Origin of the sequence: Mycolicibacter sp. MU0083, from assembly GCF_963378075.1 — a bacterium.
Taxonomy (GTDB): domain Bacteria; phylum Actinomycetota; class Actinomycetes; order Mycobacteriales; family Mycobacteriaceae; genus Mycobacterium; species Mycobacterium kokjensenii.
The window spans coordinates 4,131,639-4,148,201 of sequence record NZ_OY726394.1; the positions used below are offsets into that span (position 1 = coordinate 4,131,639).

A 16,563-nucleotide genomic window follows, 5' to 3' on the forward strand; every position below is an offset into this window, starting at 1 on the left:
GGGTGATCTTACGTCGTGATCCGATCTTTCTCATCTCCGCGCCACCACCACCGGCGTCGCCGGCGGCGGATACCGTCGAGGCATGCGTTTCGCGTTCAAGACCTCGCCGCAGAACACCACCTGGTCCGACATGCTGGCGGTCTGGCGGGCCGCGGACGACATCGACGTCTACGAGTCCGGGTGGACCTTCGACCACTTCTACCCGATCTTCTCCGATCCGACCGGCCCGTGTCTGGAGGGCTGGACCACCCTGACCGCCCTGGCGCAGGCCACCACCCGACTCCGGGTGGGCACCCTGGTCACCGGGATCCACTACCGCCACCCCGCGGTGCTGGCCAACATGGCCGCGTCGCTCGACATCATCTCCGGCGGCCGACTGGAGTTGGGCATCGGCGCGGGCTGGAACGAAGAGGAATCCGGGGCCTATGGCATCGAATTGGGCAGTATCCGGGAGCGTTTCGACCGCTTCGAGGAGGCCTGCCAGGTGTTGGTCGGCCTGCTCAGCGCGGAGACCACGACTTTCTCCGGTGACTACTACCGGCTCACCGAGGCCCGCAACGAACCCAAGGGCCCGCAGCGCCCGCACCCCCCGATCTGCATCGGCGGCAACGGCGAAAAACGCACCCTGAAGATCGCCGCCAAATACGCCCAGCACTGGAACTTCGTCGGCGGCACCCCCGCGGAGTTCGCCCGCAAGCGTGAGGTGCTGGCGCGGCACTGCGCCGATATCGGGCGCGATCCACAGGAGATCACCCTCTCGGCGCACCTGAGGCTGCAGCCCGACGGCGACTACCGCCGGCTGGTCGAGGAGGCCGCGGCACTGGGCGCCGAAGGCCTGGACCTGGCGATCGTGTATCTGCCGGTCCCGCACGACCCGGCGGTGCTGGAACCGTTGGCCGATGCGATCCGCGCCTCCGGACTACTGAGCACCGGCCGCTAGCTCCCAGCAAACTTTCCCGGCGGGCTTCCGCCGACCGGGACCGTTGGGGGCCGCCGGCTCAGGTCACGAAGCGCACGACGTCGGCGGCGGTGACCAATCGCTCGTTCTTGGCCGGGAACTCGCGACTCCGACGCGGATGACGCAAGAGTGACCAGGCCATACGGCCCATCCGGAATCGGTATATCGAGTTGATGTACACGGCGCTACCCCCCGCCCCGGTTCGAACCAGATTGGAATAATGTGGACCATGTTAACACGTCGTTAACGCATATTCCCTGATCGACCATTAGACACCCGGCCGGTGGCAAACGCCGCCCGACGCGCCGACAACTGGGACAGAAGTCGCGTGAGTGACGGATGGGATTTCCGTGGTCGGGGCGGGGCCGTCCCGATCAGCGGATCGGTGCCGCCGTCGCGGTGATCGGCGACGGCAGTGCGGTGCGGCCCATCAGATAGCGGTCCACCGCCGCCGCCGCGGCCCGCCCCTCGGCGATCGCCCAGACGATCAGGGACTGCCCGCGGCCCATGTCGCCGGCGACGTAGACGCCCGGGACCGCGGTGGCGAACTCCGTGGTGCGGGCCACCGTGCCGCGCTCGGTGAACTCCACCCCGAGGTCGGCCAGCAACGCCGAGCGTTCCGGCCCGACGAACCCCATCGCCAGCAACACCAGGTCGGCGTCGAGTTCGAAGTCGGTACCGTCGACCTTCTCGAACCGGCCGCCGTGGCGGCGCACCTCGTGCGCCCGCAGTCCGGTCACCCGGCCGTCGCGGCCGAGGAACTCCTCGGTGTTCACCGCGAACACCCGCTCGCCGCCCTCCTCGTGGGCGGAGGTGGTCCGCATGACCAGCGGATAGGTCGGCCACGGGGTGGACGGGTCACGGATCTCCGGGGGCCGCGGCATGATCTCGAACTGGTGCACGCAGGTGCCACCCTGGCGGTGCACGGTGCCCAGGCAGTCGGCGCCGGTGTCCCCACCGCCGATGATGATCACCTTCTTGTTGTGCGCGATGATCGGCGGCTCGGTCAGGTCACCGGCCTGCACCCGGTTCGCCCACGGCAGGTACTCCATCGCCTGGTGGATGCCGTCGAGGTCGCGCCCCGGGATCGGCAGGTCCCGCCAGGCGGTGGCGCCGCCGGCCAGTACGACCGCGTCGAAGTCGGCACGCAGCCGTGCCGCCGTCACATCCACGCCCACATGCACGCCGGTCTCGAACACCGTTCCCTCACCGGTCATCTGCTCCAGCCGCCGGTCCAGGATGCGTTTCTCCATCTTGAACTCGGGGATGCCGTACCGCAGCAGACCGCCGATCCGGTCGTCGCGCTCGAACACCGTCACCGCGTGCCCGCCGCGGGTCAACTGCTGGGCGGCGGCCAGCCCGGCCGGCCCGGAGCCCACCACCGCGACGGACTTCCCGGTGCGCACCGACGGCGGCACGGGTTGTGCCCAGCCCTCGGCGAATCCGCGTTCGACGATCTCGTACTCGACCTGCTTGATGGTGACCGGCGGCTGGTTGATGCCCAAGACGCACGCGGGTTCGCACGGCGCCGGGCAGAGCCGCCCGGTGAAGTCCGGGAAGTTGTTGGTGGCGTGCAGCCGGTCGAAGGCTTCCCGCCAGCGTCCGGTACGCACCAGGTCGTTCCATTCCGGGATCAGGTTCCCCAGCGGGCAGCCGTTGTGGCAGAACGGGATACCGCAGTCCATGCAGCGTCCGGCCTGCTGGCGCACCGAGTCCTCGGGGAACTCCTGATAGACCTCGTGCCAGTCGGTCACCCGCTCGGAGACCGGCCGCCGCAACGGCAGGATGCGCTGGGTGTGGGTGAGAAATCCTCTCGGGTCAGCCATGAGCCGCCGCCATAATCGCCTCCTCGGGATCGGTGCCGTCGGCCTCGGCCTCCGCGATCGCGGCGAGCACCCGCCGGTAGTCGCGCGGCATCACTTTGACGAAGTTGGTGCCGAGCCGGGCCCAGTCGGCCAGGATCGTTTGTGCGGGAACCGAATCGGTTGCCGCGATGTGCGCTGCGAGGATCTCGCGCAGCCAGGACACGTCGTCGTCGCCGAAGGTGTCGAACGTGTCGAGGTCGACCATCTCGGTGTTGAGCCGGCCGCCCAGTTCGCGGTCCGGGTCGTAGACGTAGGCCACGCCCCCCGACATGCCGGCGGCGAAGTTGCGGCCGGTCGGGCCCAGCACCACCACCTTGCCACCGGTCATGTACTCGCAGCCGTGGTCGCCGACGCCCTCCACCACCGCGTGCGCCCCGGAGTTGCGGACGGCGAAGCGCTCGCCGACCACGCCGCGCAGGAACAGTTCCCCCGACGTGGCGCCGAACAGGATCACGTTGCCGCCGATGATGTTGTCCTCGGCGACATAGCCGTCGGGCGCATCCAGCGGTGGCCGGACCACGATCCGGCCACCGGAGAGTCCCTTGGCGACGTAGTCGTTGGCGTCGCCGTGGACCCGCAGCGTGATACCGGCCGGTAGGAACGCCCCGAAGCTGTTGCCCGCCGATCCGGTGAAGGTGATGTCGATGGTGTCCGTCGGCAGTCCTTGGGCGCCATAGGCTTTGGTGACCTCGTAACCGAGCATGGTGCCGACGGTCCGGTTGACGTTGGAGATGGGACTGCTGAACTGCACCCGGGCTCCGGAATCCAGTGCCGCGCGGCTCCGCGCGATCAGCTCCCGGTCCAGGGCCTTGTCCAGCCCGTGGTCCTGGCCCGACGTGCAGTACCGGGCCTGGTTCATGAACGCCGACTCCGGCTCGTGCAGCACCGGGGTGAGATCGAGCCCGTGTGCCTTCCAGTGCGCCCGGGCCAGCGTGGTGTCCAGCGCGTCGACCTGGCCGACGGCCTCGTCGATGCTGCGGAATCCCAGTGCGGCAAGGTATTCCCGGACCTCTTCGGCGATGAACCAGAAGAAGTTCTCGACGAACTCGGGCCGGCCGGAGAAGCGGCTGCGCAGCTCCGGGTTCTGGGTCGCAACCCCCACCGGGCAGGTGTCGAGATGGCAGACCCGCATCATGATGCAGCCCGACACCACCAGCGGGGCGGTGGCGAATCCGAACTCCTCGGCACCCAGCAGTGCGGCGATCACCACGTCGCGGCCGGTCTTGAGCTGACCGTCCACCTGCACCACGATGCGATCCCGAAGTCCGTTGAGCAGCAACGTCTGCTGGGTTTCGGCCAGCCCCAGCTCCCAGGGCGCTCCGGCGTGTTTGAGCGAGGTCAGCGGCGCCGCACCGGTGCCGCCGTCGTGCCCGGAGATCAGCACCACGTCGGCATGCGCCTTGGACACTCCCGCCGCCACGGTGCCGACCCCGTTCTCGGCGACCAGTTTCACGTGGATACGGGCCACCGGGTTGGCGTTCTTCAGGTCGTAGATGAGCTGCTTGAGGTCCTCGATGGAGTAGATGTCGTGGTGCGGCGGCGGGGAGATCAGCCCGACACCCGGGGTGGCGTGCCGCACCTCGGCGATCCACGGGTAGACCTTGTTGCCCGGCAACTGCCCGCCCTCACCGGGTTTAGCGCCCTGGGCGATCTTGATCTGCAGGTCGGTGCAGTTGACCAGGTAGTCACTGGTCACCCCGAAGCGCGCCGAGGCGACCTGCTTGATCGCGCTGCGCCGCCAGGATCCGTCGGCGTCGGGGACGAAGCGGCCGGCGTGCTCGCCGCCCTCCCCGCAGTTGGACCGTCCGCCGATCCGGTTCATCGCGATGGCCAGCGTCTCGTGCGCCTCCGCGGAGATCGACCCGTAGCTCATGGCGCCGGTGGCGAACCGTTTCACGATCTCGGTGGCCGGTTGCACCTCCTCGATCGGGATCGCCGGCCGCCGGCCGGTTTTGAACCGCAGCAGCCCGCGCAGGGTGGCCAGCCGCTCGCTCTGGTCGTCGACCAGCGCGGTGTACTCCTTGAACACCGCGTACTGGCCGGTGCGGGTGGAGTGCTGCAGCTTGAACACCGTCTCCGGGTTGAACAGGTGATATTCGCCCTCGCGGCGCCACTGGTATTCACCGCCGACCGGGAGTTCCCGGTGCGCGCGTTCTTCGGGGCGCTCGAGGTAGGCCAGCGCGTGCCGGGCGGCGACGTCGGCGGCGATGTCGTCGAGCGTGATCCCGCCGATCGGGCAGTACAGGCCGGCGAAGTACTCGTCCAGCACGTCCTGGGAGACACCGATCGGCTGGAACAGCTGCGCTCCGGTGTAGGACGCCCGGGTCGAGATCCCCATCTTCGACATGACTTTGAGCACGCCCTTGGCGGCGGCCTTGGCGTAGTTGGCCAGTGCCTTGTCCCGCGCGAGGCCCTCGATCAGGCCGCGCCCGCACATGTCCTCCACCGATTCGAATGCCATATACGGGTTGACGGCCGCGGCGCCGAAACCGATCAGCGCCGCCATGTGGTGCACCTCCCGGGCGTCGCCGGACTCCACCACCAGGCCGACCTTGGTGCGGGTGCGCTCGGCGACCAGATGGTGATGCACCGCGGAGATGGCCAGCAGCGACGGAATGGGGGCCAGCGACTCGTCGGACTCGCGGTCGGAGATCACCAGGAAACTCGCCCCGTCGGCGATGGCCGCCGAGGCACGGTCGCAGATCTGCTGCAGCGCGCTGCGCAACCCGGCCCCGCCCTCGGCCACCGGATACCGGCAGCCGATGACGGCCGTGGACAGACCGTGCGGGCCGCGGGATCCGATCCGCTGGTCCGGGCGCAGCGCCCGCAGCCTGGCCAGGTCGTCGTTGCTCAGGATGGGTTGCGGCAGCACGATCTGCCGCCAGGTCGGCTCGCCGGTGTTGAGCAGGTCGCCCTCCGGGCCGAGCGCACCCTGCAGGCTGGTGATCACCTCTTCGCGGATCGCGTCCAGCGGCGGGTTGGTGACCTGGGCGAACATCTGCTGGAAGTAGTCGAACAGCAGGCGGGGCCGCGCCGACAGCGCCGCGACCGGGGTATCGGTGCCCATCGAACCGATCGGTTCGGCACCGGTGCGCGCCATCGGCGCCACCACCAGGTCGAGTTCTTCGTAGGTGTAGCCGAAGATCTGCTGGCGCAACAGGACCCGGTGATGCTCCATCCGCGGTGCGTCACCGGGGGGCAGCTCGTCGATGCCGATCAGGGATTCGTCGATCCAGTCTTGATAGGGGCGCTCGGCGGCCAGGCCGGATTTGATCTCGCGGTCGGAGACGATCCGCCCGGCCGCGGTGTCCACCAAGAACATCCGGCCCGGTTGCAGCCGCTGCCGGTGCACCACGGTGGCCGGATCCAGATCCAGCACGCCCGCCTCGGAGGCCATCACCACCAGGCCGTCGTCGGTGACCCAGATCCGCGAGGGCCGCAGCCCGTTGCGGTCCAGCACCGCACCCACCACGGTGCCGTCGGTGAACGTCATCGACGCCGGGCCGTCCCAGGGTTCCATGAGCGAGTCGTGGTACTCGTAGAACGCCCGGGTGGGCGCGTCCATGCTCTCGTGGCGTTCCCAGGCCTCGGGGATCATCATCAGCACCGCGTGCGGCAGGCTGCGGCCGCCGAGGTGCAGCAGTTCGAGCACCTCGTCGAAGCGGGCCGTGTCGGAGGCACCCGGCGTGCAGATCGGGAAGAGTTTGTCGGCGGCGCCGGGGCCGAAGACCTCGGTGCCGAGCAACGCCTCCCGGGCGCGCATCCAGTTCTCGTTGCCGGTGACGGTGTTGATCTCGCCGTTGTGCGCGATACGCCGGAACGGGTGCGCCAGCGGCCAGGACGGGAAGGTGTTGGTGGAGAACCTCGAATGCACGATGCCCAGCGCGCTGCACATCCGCTCGTCGGCGAGATCGGGGTAGAACGCCTTGAGCTGGGGGGTGGTCAGCATCCCCTTGTACACCATGGTCTTTCCGGAAAGGCTTGGGAAGTAGACCGTTTCGCGTCCCGGGCCGTCCTGCCCCGGCCCCTTGCTGCCGAGTTCGTGTTCGGCGCGCTTGCGCACCACGTAGGCCCGGCGCTCCAGGGCCATCCCGGAGGCGCCGCCGATGAACAGCTGGCGGAAGCCGGGCATCGCATCGCGGGACAGCGCCCCCAGCGACGAGTCGTCGATCGGCACCTCGCGCCAGCCGAGCACCTGCAGTCCCTCGGCCTCCACGATCTTCTCCACGCCGGCGCAGGCCGCCGCCGATTCCCTGGCCGACTGCGGCAGGAACGCGATCCCGGTGGCATAGCAACCTTCGGGAGGGAGGTCGAAATCGGTTACCGCACGCAGGAATCCGTCCGGAACCTGAATCAGGATGCCGGCACCGTCGCCGCTGTTCGGCTCGGCCCCGGCCGCACCGCGGTGTTCGAGGTTGATCAGCGCGGTGATCGACTTGTCCACGATGTCGCGGCTCCGGCGGCCGTGGATGTCGACCACCATGGCGACGCCGCAGGCGCCGTGTTCGAATGCGGGGTTGTAGAGCCCCACCCGGCCGGGCGTCATAGCCACCTGAGTCACCTGACCCTTCGCACGTCGGTGCCATTCGCCCGATATGACCTGATTTCGGGCGAACAGCCAAGGGATTGATCCGTGCGACGTTGAACGGCGGGCCTGCCTGAAAATTTTCAGCAGGCAACGTCACGATATACCCGGATCCACCGTGCGTGCTACCGCGCAGGCCAATTGGGATTCATCGAGCGTTGTGTAACACCAACGCAATAACCGGATGATGTCCAGGAAATATGCGCTGCCTATCGTCTGGCTGTCTGCATGCAAAGGAGACCGCGATGGCCGCCGACATTTTCAAGCTCGTCTCCGACGAGTCGGTCGAATACATCGATATTCGATTCTGCGACCTGCCCGGCGTCATGCAGCATTTCTCTATTCCCGCCGCCGCGTTCGACGAGAGCGTCTTCTCCGAGGGATTGGCGTTCGACGGTTCGTCGATCCGCGGCTTCCAGTCCATCCACGAGTCGGACATGCTGTTGCTGCCCGATCCGGAGACGGCCCGCATCGATCCGTTCCGGGCGGCGAAGACGCTGAACCTGAACTTCTTCGTGCACGACCCGTTCACCCGCGAGCCCTACTCGCGCGACCCCCGCAATATCGCCCGTAAGGCGGAGAACTACCTGGCCAGCACCGGAATCGCCGACACCGCCTACTTCGGCGCCGAAGCCGAGTTCTACATCTTCGACTCGGTGCGGTTCGACTCGCAGATCAACGGGTCGTTCCATCACGTCGACTCGGCCTCCGGGTGGTGGAACACCGGATCGCCCACCGAGGCCGACGGCACCCCCAACCGCGGCTACAAGGTTCGGCCCAAGGGCGGATATTTTCCGGTGGCGCCCGCCGACCAGTACGTGGACCTGCGCGACGCGATGGCGACCAACCTGGCCGGCGCCGGCTTCGCCGTCGAACGCGCCCACCACGAGGTCGGCACCGGCGGCCAGACCGAGATCAACTATCGGTTCAACACGCTGCTGCACGCCGCCGACGACCTGATGCTGTTCAAATACATCATCAAGAACACCGCGTGGGCGCACGGCAAGACCGTCACCTTCATGCCCAAACCGCTGTTCGGCGACAACGGCTCGGGCATGCACGTGCACCAGTCGGTGTGGCAGGACGGTGATCCGCTGTTCTACGACGACATGGGCTACGCCGGGCTCTCCGACACCGCCCGGCACTACATCGGCGGCATCCTGCATCACGCCCCGTCGCTGCTGGCCTTCACCAACCCCACGATCAACTCCTACAAGCGGCTGGTCCCCGGTTACGAGGCGCCGATCAACCTGGTCTACAGCCAGCGCAACCGGTCGGCGTGCGTGCGCATCCCGATCACCGGCACCAACCCGAAGGCCAAGCGCCTGGAGTTCCGCTGCCCGGACTCCTCGGGCAATCCCTATCTGGCGTTCTCGGCGATGCTGATGGCCGGCATCGACGGCATCAAGAACAAGATCGAGCCGGCCGCCCCGGTCGACAAGGACCTCTACGAGCTGCCGCCCGACGAGGCCGCCGCCATTCCGCAAGCCCCGACCAGCCTGGCCGCGGTGCTGGACAATCTGGAGGCCGATCACGAGTACCTCACCGAGGGTGGGGTTTTCACGCCGGACGTGATCTCGACCTGGATCGGCTACAAGCGGGACAACGAGATCACCCCGGTTGATCTGCGCCCGCACCCCTACGAGTTCGCGCTGTACTACGACTGCTGAGCGCCGCTCACCTTGAGCCCGGAAGTCTCCCGCCGGGTTCATCGGCGCCGGGGGCCGCCACGGCTAAGCTGCAGGGTTATCGGGCCATCTGGCCATGCCGCTGTCGTTTGCCTCGAGGAGCCTATGAACGCCGACGACGACCTCCGGCGGGACGACTTCCTGCGCAACCGGGTGCCGCCGCAACCGGCACAACCGGCACAACCGGCACAACCCGCGCAGGCCGCGCAACCGCCGCAGGCCGGGCAGCCTGCGCCGTCGCCGCAACCCTGGGTCGGCCCGCCGCAGCCGGCGCCGCCCGCGGCCTACCTCCCGCCGCCCCCGGCGGCCCGCCCGCAGCCCACCCGCGGCTGGCGGCGCGCCGTGCTGTCGGCGACGCTGGGGTTGATCAACCTGGGTCCGTCGGCCGCCGAACGCGAGGAGACCGCCTACCAGTTCGCGATCCGCGGAATGCCGAACGGCGCCTACAAGGTGGGTGTCCTCGGTAAGGGCGGTGTCGGCAAGACCACCGTGGCGGCCAGCGTCGGATCGGTGTTCGCCGCGCTGCGCCGGGCCGACCACGTGGTGGCCCTCGATGCCGATACCGCGTTCGGCCGGTTGGGCAGCCGCATCGATCCCCGCGCCACCAGTTCCTACTGGGATCTGGCCACCGAGCCGGGCATCCAATCCTTCGCCGACATCACCAGCCGGGTGGGCGCCAACGCCGCGGGACTCTACGTGCTGGTGGGCGAACCGGCCGCGGGGCGGCGCCGGACCCTGGACGCGGCGCTCTACCGTGAGGCCGTGCTGCGGTTGGACCGCCATTTCACGATCTCGATCATCGACTGCGGTTCGACGATGGATTCGCCGGTGACCCAGGAGGCGCTGCGCGACCTCGACGCCCTGATCGTGGTCTCCTCACCGTGGGCCGACGGTGCCGGCGCGGCCGCCAAGACCATGGAGTGGCTGGCCGACCGCGGGCAGGGCGGACTGCTGCAGCGCACCGTGGTGGTGCTCAACGACTCCGACGGGCACGCGGACAAACGCACCCGCGCCGCACTGACCGCGCAGTTCCTGCAGCACGGTCAGGCGGTGGTCGAGGTGCCGTTCGACCCGCACCTGCGCCCTGGCGGGGTGATCGACGTGATGCAGGAGATGGCGCCGGCGACCCGCCTGCGGTTCCTGCAGATCGCGGCGATCATCTCCCGCTACTTCGCGGCCCGGCCCCCCGGTCGGGAGCACCGGCCCGGTCGGCCTCAGAGCATGTAGCGGACGACGCTCTCGGCCACGCACGCCGGCTTGGCCTGGCCGTCGATGGCGACCGTGGTCGAGTAGGTCACCTGGTGGGCGCCGCCGCCGACGTCGGCGACCTCCAGCACCGACGTCTCGGCGCGGATCTTCGACCCGACCGGCACCGGCGCCGGGAAGCGCACCTTGTTCAGGCCGTAGTTGATCGCCAGCTTGACCCCGTCGAGGCGGGAGATCTGCTGCATCAACTGCGGCAGCATGGCCAGCGTCATGTAGCCGTGGGCGATGGTGGTCCCGAACGGGCCGTCGGCGGCCCGTACCGGGTCGACGTGGATCCACTGATGGTCACCGGTCGCGTCGGCGAACAGGTTGACCGCGTCCTGGGTGATGGTCACCCAGTCGCTGGTACCGATCAGCTCGCCCTGGCAGGCGGCGAGTTCCTCGATCGATCCGAAAGTACGCATCTACCCCTACTTTCTGTTATTCCGTTGCCACCGCGCCGCTTTGGCGCAGTCGGTCGATGTCTTCGGGTGTCATGCCCAGCCGATCGGCCAGCACATCGGCGGTGTCGGCACCCAGTGCCGGGGCCGCGACCGCCGGCGGGTGTGCGCCGTCGATCGACGCCGGCAGCCCGGCCGCCAGGTAGTCCCCCACCCCGGCCTGGTGCAGCTCGGTGAACATCGGGTTGTCCCGGACACGCTCGCCGGCCGCCACCTCGGCGAAACTGCGGTAGCGCTCCCACAACAGCGAGGTCTGCGCCAGTGCGGCCTCGATCCGGTCCGCCGTGTGCTCGGCGAACCACCCGCCGAACAGTCCGGTCAGCAGCTCGCGGTGCAGGTAGCGCTGACCCTCGTCGCTGAAGTCGATACCGCGCGCTTCGGCAAGGGCGGCAAGGACTTTCGTCGATCCGGTGAGCTCGGCCAGGTCGCGGAAATGCCGGTCGGTCAGGGCGACGATCATGAACGCCTGCCCGTCACCGCTGGTGTAGCTCTGCCCGTAGGTGCCGTAGACCGCGTTGCCGATGCGCTCCCGTCTGGCACCGGTGACCATCGGCTCGGTGAGGAACCCCAACGCGCTGGCGGTGCCCAGGGCGACGTCGTCCAGCGCCACGCTGATCCGGCTGCCCGCACCGGTGCGGTCGCGGCGGCGCAGCGCGGCGGCGACGGCCAGCGCGGCGTGCAGGCCGCAGGCGATGTCCCACGCCGGCAGCACGTGGTTGATCGGTGCGGCGTGGTCGGCGGGCCCGGTCACCAGCGGAAATCCCACCCCGGCGTTGACGGTGTAGTCGACCGCGGTACCGCCGTCGGCTCGCCCGAGCACCTCCAGATGGATCAGGTCGGGCCGCATACCGGCCAGCACGTCGTAGGAAAGCCATTGGCGGCCCGCCATGTTCGTCACCAGCACGCCGCTATCGGCGATCAGTCGCTGCACCACACGCTGCCCGTCGGGTGACCGCAGATCGGCGACCACGGAGCGTTTGCCCTTGTTCAGGCCGGTCCAGTAGATGGATTCCCCGCCGTCGGCCACCGGCCAGCGCCGGTAGTCGGCCGCACCGCCGACCGGATCGATCCGCACCACGTCGCAGCCCAGCTGTGCGAGCGTCATCCCGGCCAGCGGGACCGCGACGAAGCTGGCGATCTCGATGACGCGCACCCCGGCCAACGGAGCCCCGGCAGTTTCCAAGACCCGAGCACCCGCCTGCATGACCCGCCCCTCCGTCGACGACAACGACGACTATATGTCTACCCGAACACCCCGCCCGGCCTGCGGCGAGTCCGCCCCGAATCTCAATCGTTGCCGAACCGCGATCTGAAACCCCGTGGCGGCGAACGGAACACACCGGCGCCCCGTGTTTGACTCCGTGCAGAAGGGCTTGACCGCACGACATCGGGATGGGAAAAGGGTTATGAAGAGCGTTGAGAAGTTGCGTAGCGCGGCACGTCGGCTACCCCGCCGACTGATGGTCGCAGCGGTGGGGGCCGCGCTGCTGAGCGGCCTCGTCGGGGCGGTCGGCAGTTCGGGCAGCGCCTCGGCGTTCTCCCGCCCGGGTCTGCCGGTGGAGTACCTGCAGGTGCCCTCGGCGGCGATGGGCCACGACATCAAGGTGCAGTTCCAGCCGGGTGGCAGCCACGCGGTGTACCTGCTCGACGGGCTGCGCGCCCAGGACGACTTCAACGGCTGGGACATCAACACCCCCGCCTTCGAGGAGTTCTACGGCTCGGGCCTCTCGGTGGTGATGCCCGTCGGCGGGCAGTCCAGCTTCTACTCCGACTGGTACCAGCCGGCGTGCGGTAAGGCCGGCTGCCAGACCTACAAGTGGGAGACCTTCCTGACCCGGGAGCTGCCCACCTGGCTGCAGGCCAACCGGAGCGTCTCGCCCTACAACAACGCCGTGGTGGGCCTGTCGATGGCCGGCGGTTCGGCGCTGGTGCTGGCCTCCTACTACCCGCAGCAGTTCGCCTACGCCGCAGCGCTTTCGGGCTTCCTGAACCCGTCCGAGGGCTGGTGGCCGACGCTGATCGGCATGGCCATGAGCGATGCCGGTGGTTTCAACGCCACCAACATGTGGGGCCCGTCGTCGGACCCGGCCTGGAAGCGCAACGACGCGATGCTGCAGATCCCGCGGCTGGTGGCCAACCGCACCCGGGTCTGGGTGTACTGCGGCAACGGCACGCCCAACGACCTGGGCGGCAACAACCTGCCGGCCAAGTTCCTGGAGAGCCTGACGCTGCGCACCAACCAGCAGTTCCAGCAGAACTACCTGGCCGCGGGCGGCAACAACGGCGTGTTCAACTTCCCGGCCAACGGGACGCACGACTGGCCCTACTGGAACGAGCAGCTGGTCGCGATGAAGCCGGACATCCAGCGGGTGCTGGGTGCGGGCATCGACCCGACCTGATCGACCCCCCAACCCGAAACCGACGTTGTGCAGACTTCCCGCGAGAGCGGAGCTGCACAACGTCGGTTTCGGCGTATCGGGAGCCGGTCAGCGCCAGCTGCCGCGGCGGTCGACGTAGCGATAGCTGTACCAGGACGACACAACACACACCGCGGTGGCGATGGCCAGCATCCAGGTACCGCCGGCCACCAGGCTGATGAAACCGCCGGCGACCGCGCCGCCGATGTAGCCGCCCAGCAGCATGAAATGCCCGAACCAGTCGTGCACGGTGCCGCCGCTGATATGGCGTTCGATGCCCTGCCCCAGTTTCACCACCGTGCCGGTCACGTAGCTCAACGGGATGGACACCTCGCCGTTGCGGACGAACGTGGTGTTCAGCGCGCCCACCCCGAACGCCACCAGCAGGATCGGCAGCAGCGGCACCGGCAGCGTCGGGCCGCCCTCGATCCAGTCCACGACGGTCGCGGCCAGTAGCGACGCCGCGGTCAGTCGCAGCGCGCCGTGCGGCCGGCTGCGCCAGAGGTGCCGATGGCACAGCGAGGCGACCACCACCCCGGAGATGAAGGCCACCAGCAGGGCGGCCGCCGAGATCGACAGCCACTGGTTCTCGGTGAACAGACCCAGCACCGCGCGGCCGGCGTTGCCGGTCATGAACGTGACGAAGTATCCCTCGGAGTGGGTGTAAGCGGTGGCGGCCAGTACCCCGGCCAGGCCCGCCAGCACCCACGACAGTTTGGTTTCACTGTCGTATTGGCGAATGATCACGTGGCGGTGGTTACCTCAGCCGACCGGTCCGGGCACCAGGGTCACGTCGGCACGGTGCTCACCGGTGAACTGGTTGCGCCAGGTCAGGGTGACGGTGTCGCCCGGGTGGCGCTGGTCGAGGACATCGGTGAGGTCGGACGCCGAGTTCACCGGCTTGCCGTTGACCGAGGTGATGATGTCGTCCTTGGCGATACCGGTGGCGGCGGCCGGGGTGCCGTCGAGCACCTGGGCGACCCGCGCGCTGCCGTTGTCGTCGATCACGCCCACACCCATGAAGGCGGTCTCACCGATGTGCACGGTGTTCGACGGGATGCCGGCGCGGATCTGGTTGGCGATGGCCATCGCCTGGTCGATCGGGATCGCGTACCCCTCGCCGCCGGGCTGGGCGAACTTGTAGTTGTCCGAAGCCGCGGTGTTCATCCCGATCACCTGGCCGGCGGCGTTCACCAGCGGGCCGCCGGAGTCGCCGGGCCGGATCGCGGTGTCGGACTTGATCATGTTGGTCAGCGTCTCGGTGGTGCCGGTGAGTTCGTCGGCGGCCGAGACGGTCTGGTTCAGGCCGATAACCCGGCCGGGCACCACACTGGGCGCACCGCCGTGGCCGCCGGCGTTGCCCATCGCGACCACCGGATCGCCGACGGCGACCCGTGACGAGCTGCCGATGTTGGCGGCGGGCAGGCCTTCGGCGCCGCGCAGCTGCAGCACCGCGACGTCGTGGCTGCGGTCGAAGCCGAGTACGTCGACCGCGTAGCTCTGGCCGTTGGCGACCGAGACCGCGGTGAGCCCGGTGGCGCCGGCGACGACGTGGTTGTTGGTCAGCACCACGCCGCCGGAGTCCAGCACGATTCCGGTTCCGGCGCCCACGGCGCTCTGGTAGCCCATCTGGGCGTCGATGTTGACCACCGCGGGGCCGACCTGCGCGAGCATGCCCTCCGGGTCGAGCGGGGGTGCGGGAATCGCGGGTGCCGCCTGGACCGGCGCCGCCAGCAGACCGGCGGTGGCCAGCACCGTCACCGCGGTCACCGAGACCTTGGAGACCTTCGAGACCTTGGCCATGCCGAGCTGCCGCCACCGGTTGGGGCGATGCGCTCCGCTCATCCGTCTACCTCCTGAGGTCAGGATCCAGGCGTCTGTCAACCCAGCACGTCCGGGCGGTACCGAGACGGTGGATTCGTCAAACAAGCATCGCAAGCGTACCGGAACCGCCGGTTCGCCCTATCAATGCCGGGCGCCGGTGGGGCTTGTGCGGACGAGCCCCGGCGGGGAGGCTTGGGACTCGAGAGGTTGCGTCGCCGGATCGAAAGGACAGTCATGTCGACCATCGCCGGGTTGCCCGCGCACGTCGTGTTACTGCATCTGGTGGTGGCGCTGGCGCCGGTGACGGCCATCCTGCTGGTCGTGTGCGCGGTGTGGCCGGCGGCCCGCCGGCGGCTGGTCTGGCTGGTGGCCGTGTTCGCCGGCCTCACCCTGCTGGCGACACCGCTGACGGTCAGCGCGGGCGAGTGGCTGGCCGATACCGGCAAGTTCGCCCCGTCGCCCGAACTCGACGCTCATATGACCGCCGGGGAGTACGGCCTCTACATGGCACTGGCGCTGGCCGCGGCCGCGGCCCTGCTGGCCGGCCTGCACGTGGCGGCGAGCCGGGGCAAGAACGTCGGAATGCTGCCGCGGCTGGGGGTTCTGGCGGTGGTGATCGCACTGGCCGGCGGGTCGATGTTCGCCATCCACACGATCGGCTCCACCGGTACGAAGGCGGCCTGGGGCAGCCTGCTCACCCCGGCGGAGGACCGTTAAACCTGCACCACCGACGTTGCTGTTGGCACAATGGACGGCATGCGCAACGTGAGGCGGGGAATTTTGGCGGTGGCCGGGTCGGTAGCACTGGCACTGGGGGTGCCGGGGGCCGTGAGCCAAGCCGCCGTTCCGGTGCCGGCTCCGGGACCGGTCGTCGCGGGGATCGAGCCGGCATCCGGCTCGGTGGTGGGCGTGGCCTACCCGGTGATCGTGACGTTCACCGGGCCGGTGGCCGACCGGGCCGCCGCCGAGCGCGGTATCCACATCACCTCGACCGGTAACTCCGCCGGACATTTCGAGTGGTCGGGCGACGATGTCGTGCAGTGGATTCCGGACGGCTACTGGTCTCCGCACAGCACGATCAGCGTGGATGCCCACGGCATGTCGACGGGCTTCGAAACCGGCGATGCGGTGGTGGGGCTGGCCGACATCTCCGATCACACCTTCACGGTCAGCATCAACGGCGACGTGCAGCGGATCATGGCCGCGTCCATGGGTAAGCCCAAGCGCCCCACCCCGATCGGTTCGTTCACCGCATTGTCGAAAGAGCGCACCCTCAAGTTCGATTCACGCACCATCGGTATTCCGCTCAACGACCCGGAGGGCTATTTGCTGAACGGGGAGTACGCGGTGCGGGTCACCTGGAGCGGCGTCTACGTGCACTCGGCACCCTGGTCGGTGAGTTCGCAGGGCTACTCGAACGTCAGCCACGGCTGCATCAACCTGAGCCCCGAGGACGCCGCCTGGTACTTCAACACCGTGCACCTGGGCGACCCGATCATCGTGCAGGCGTAAGCCGCACG

12 protein-coding genes are annotated in these 16,563 nt (G+C 68.8%); 6 read left to right on the forward strand and 6 right to left on the reverse strand.

Annotated features, from left to right (window positions below; all coding sequences use genetic code 11):
- The first annotated feature begins 82 nt into the window (after positions 1 to 82).
- Positions 83 to 940 (forward strand): LLM class F420-dependent oxidoreductase, encoded by an 858-nt coding sequence (locus RCP38_RS19100; RefSeq protein ID WP_308474466.1) that lies wholly within the window; start codon positions 83 to 85, stop codon positions 938 to 940.
- A 392-nt stretch (positions 941 to 1,332) separates the two neighbouring features.
- Here the strand turns inward: RCP38_RS19100 and RCP38_RS19105 are convergent, their stop codons facing one another.
- Positions 1,333 to 2,784: a glutamate synthase subunit beta gene (locus RCP38_RS19105; RefSeq protein WP_308474467.1), complete on the reverse strand. Its 1,452-nt coding sequence runs from the start codon at positions 2,782 to 2,784 to the stop codon at positions 1,333 to 1,335.
- Positions 2,777 to 7,369 (reverse strand): glutamate synthase large subunit, encoded by a 4,593-nt coding sequence (gene gltB, locus RCP38_RS19110; protein ID WP_308477423.1) that lies wholly within the window; start codon positions 7,367 to 7,369, stop codon positions 2,777 to 2,779. The genes RCP38_RS19105 and gltB overlap by 8 nt, the downstream gene beginning before the upstream one ends.
- Positions 7,370 to 7,653: 284 nt before the next feature.
- On the opposite strand from gltB, the gene glnA reads away from it, so the two are divergent.
- Positions 7,654 to 9,078 carry a type I glutamate--ammonia ligase gene (gene glnA, locus RCP38_RS19115; RefSeq protein ID WP_308474468.1) on the forward strand — a complete coding sequence of 475 codons (1,425 nt, stop codon included), beginning with the start codon at positions 7,654 to 7,656 and terminating at the stop codon, positions 9,076 to 9,078.
- A gap of 123 nt (positions 9,079 to 9,201) precedes the next feature.
- The gene (locus RCP38_RS19120) at positions 9,202 to 10,323 is read left to right on the forward strand and encodes a MinD/ParA family ATP-binding protein (protein ID WP_308474469.1); all 1,122 of its coding nucleotides are present in this window, start codon (positions 9,202 to 9,204) and stop codon (positions 10,321 to 10,323) included.
- On the opposite strand, the gene RCP38_RS19125 is transcribed toward RCP38_RS19120, so the two are convergent.
- Entirely contained in the window at positions 10,311 to 10,766 is a 456-nt protein-coding gene (locus RCP38_RS19125) for a MaoC family dehydratase (RefSeq protein ID WP_308474470.1), read from the reverse strand. The genes RCP38_RS19120 and RCP38_RS19125 overlap by 13 nt on opposite strands.
- Positions 10,767 to 10,782: 16 nt before the next feature.
- On the reverse strand, positions 10,783 to 12,006 hold the full coding sequence (locus tag RCP38_RS19130) for a CoA transferase (RefSeq protein ID WP_308474471.1): 1,224 nt from the start codon (positions 12,004 to 12,006) through the stop codon (positions 10,783 to 10,785).
- A 202-nt stretch (positions 12,007 to 12,208) separates the two neighbouring features.
- On the opposite strand from RCP38_RS19130, the gene RCP38_RS19135 reads away from it, so the two are divergent.
- Positions 12,209 to 13,201: an esterase family protein gene (locus RCP38_RS19135; protein ID WP_308474472.1), complete on the forward strand. Its 993-nt coding sequence runs from the start codon at positions 12,209 to 12,211 to the stop codon at positions 13,199 to 13,201.
- A gap of 87 nt (positions 13,202 to 13,288) precedes the next feature.
- On the opposite strand, the gene RCP38_RS19140 is transcribed toward RCP38_RS19135, so the two are convergent.
- Entirely contained in the window at positions 13,289 to 13,966 is a 678-nt protein-coding gene (locus tag RCP38_RS19140) for a YoaK family protein (protein ID WP_308474473.1), read from the reverse strand.
- A 15-nt stretch (positions 13,967 to 13,981) separates the two neighbouring features.
- On the reverse strand, positions 13,982 to 15,022 hold the full coding sequence (locus tag RCP38_RS19145; protein WP_373692533.1) for a S1C family serine protease: 1,041 nt from the start codon (positions 15,020 to 15,022) through the stop codon (positions 13,982 to 13,984).
- A gap of 255 nt (positions 15,023 to 15,277) precedes the next feature.
- Here RCP38_RS19145 and RCP38_RS19150 point away from each other — a divergent pair, with 255 nt between their 5' ends.
- Both RCP38_RS19150 and RCP38_RS19155 read left to right on the forward strand, forming a co-directional pair.
- Positions 15,278 to 15,760, forward strand: a complete 483-nt coding sequence (locus RCP38_RS19150; protein ID WP_308474475.1) for a hypothetical protein — start codon at positions 15,278 to 15,280, stop codon at positions 15,758 to 15,760.
- Positions 15,761 to 15,799: 39 nt separating this feature from the next.
- Positions 15,800 to 16,555, forward strand: coding sequence for a L,D-transpeptidase (locus RCP38_RS19155; protein WP_373692401.1), 756 nt, complete (start codon positions 15,800 to 15,802; stop codon positions 16,553 to 16,555).
- Positions 16,556 to 16,563 lie beyond the last annotated feature (8 nt).

What these genes read in the sequence shown, in the direction of transcription:
- RCP38_RS19100 (WP_308474466.1), top strand. Translation starts at nt 83, where the DNA reads ATGCGTTTCGCGTTCAAGACCTCGCCGCAGAACACCACCTGGTCCGAC.
- RCP38_RS19130 (WP_308474471.1), bottom strand. Translation starts at nt 12,006, where the DNA reads ATGCAGGCGGGTGCTCGGGTCTTGGAAACTGCCGGGGCTCCGTTGGCC.
- glnA (WP_308474468.1), top strand. Translation starts at nt 7,654, where the DNA reads ATGGCCGCCGACATTTTCAAGCTCGTCTCCGACGAGTCGGTCGAATAC.
- RCP38_RS19120 (WP_308474469.1), top strand. Translation starts at nt 9,202, where the DNA reads ATGAACGCCGACGACGACCTCCGGCGGGACGACTTCCTGCGCAACCGG.
- RCP38_RS19150 (WP_308474475.1), top strand. Translation starts at nt 15,278, where the DNA reads ATGTCGACCATCGCCGGGTTGCCCGCGCACGTCGTGTTACTGCATCTG.
- RCP38_RS19155 (WP_373692401.1), top strand. Translation starts at nt 15,800, where the DNA reads ATGCGCAACGTGAGGCGGGGAATTTTGGCGGTGGCCGGGTCGGTAGCA.
- RCP38_RS19135 (WP_308474472.1), top strand. Translation starts at nt 12,209, where the DNA reads ATGAAGAGCGTTGAGAAGTTGCGTAGCGCGGCACGTCGGCTACCCCGC.
- RCP38_RS19105 (WP_308474467.1), bottom strand. Translation starts at nt 2,784, where the DNA reads ATGGCTGACCCGAGAGGATTTCTCACCCACACCCAGCGCATCCTGCCG.
- gltB (WP_308477423.1), bottom strand. Translation starts at nt 7,369, where the DNA reads ATGACGCCCGGCCGGGTGGGGCTCTACAACCCCGCATTCGAACACGGC.
- RCP38_RS19125 (WP_308474470.1), bottom strand. Translation starts at nt 10,766, where the DNA reads ATGCGTACTTTCGGATCGATCGAGGAACTCGCCGCCTGCCAGGGCGAG.
- RCP38_RS19145 (WP_373692533.1), bottom strand. Translation starts at nt 15,022, where the DNA reads ATGGCCAAGGTCTCGAAGGTCTCCAAGGTCTCGGTGACCGCGGTGACG.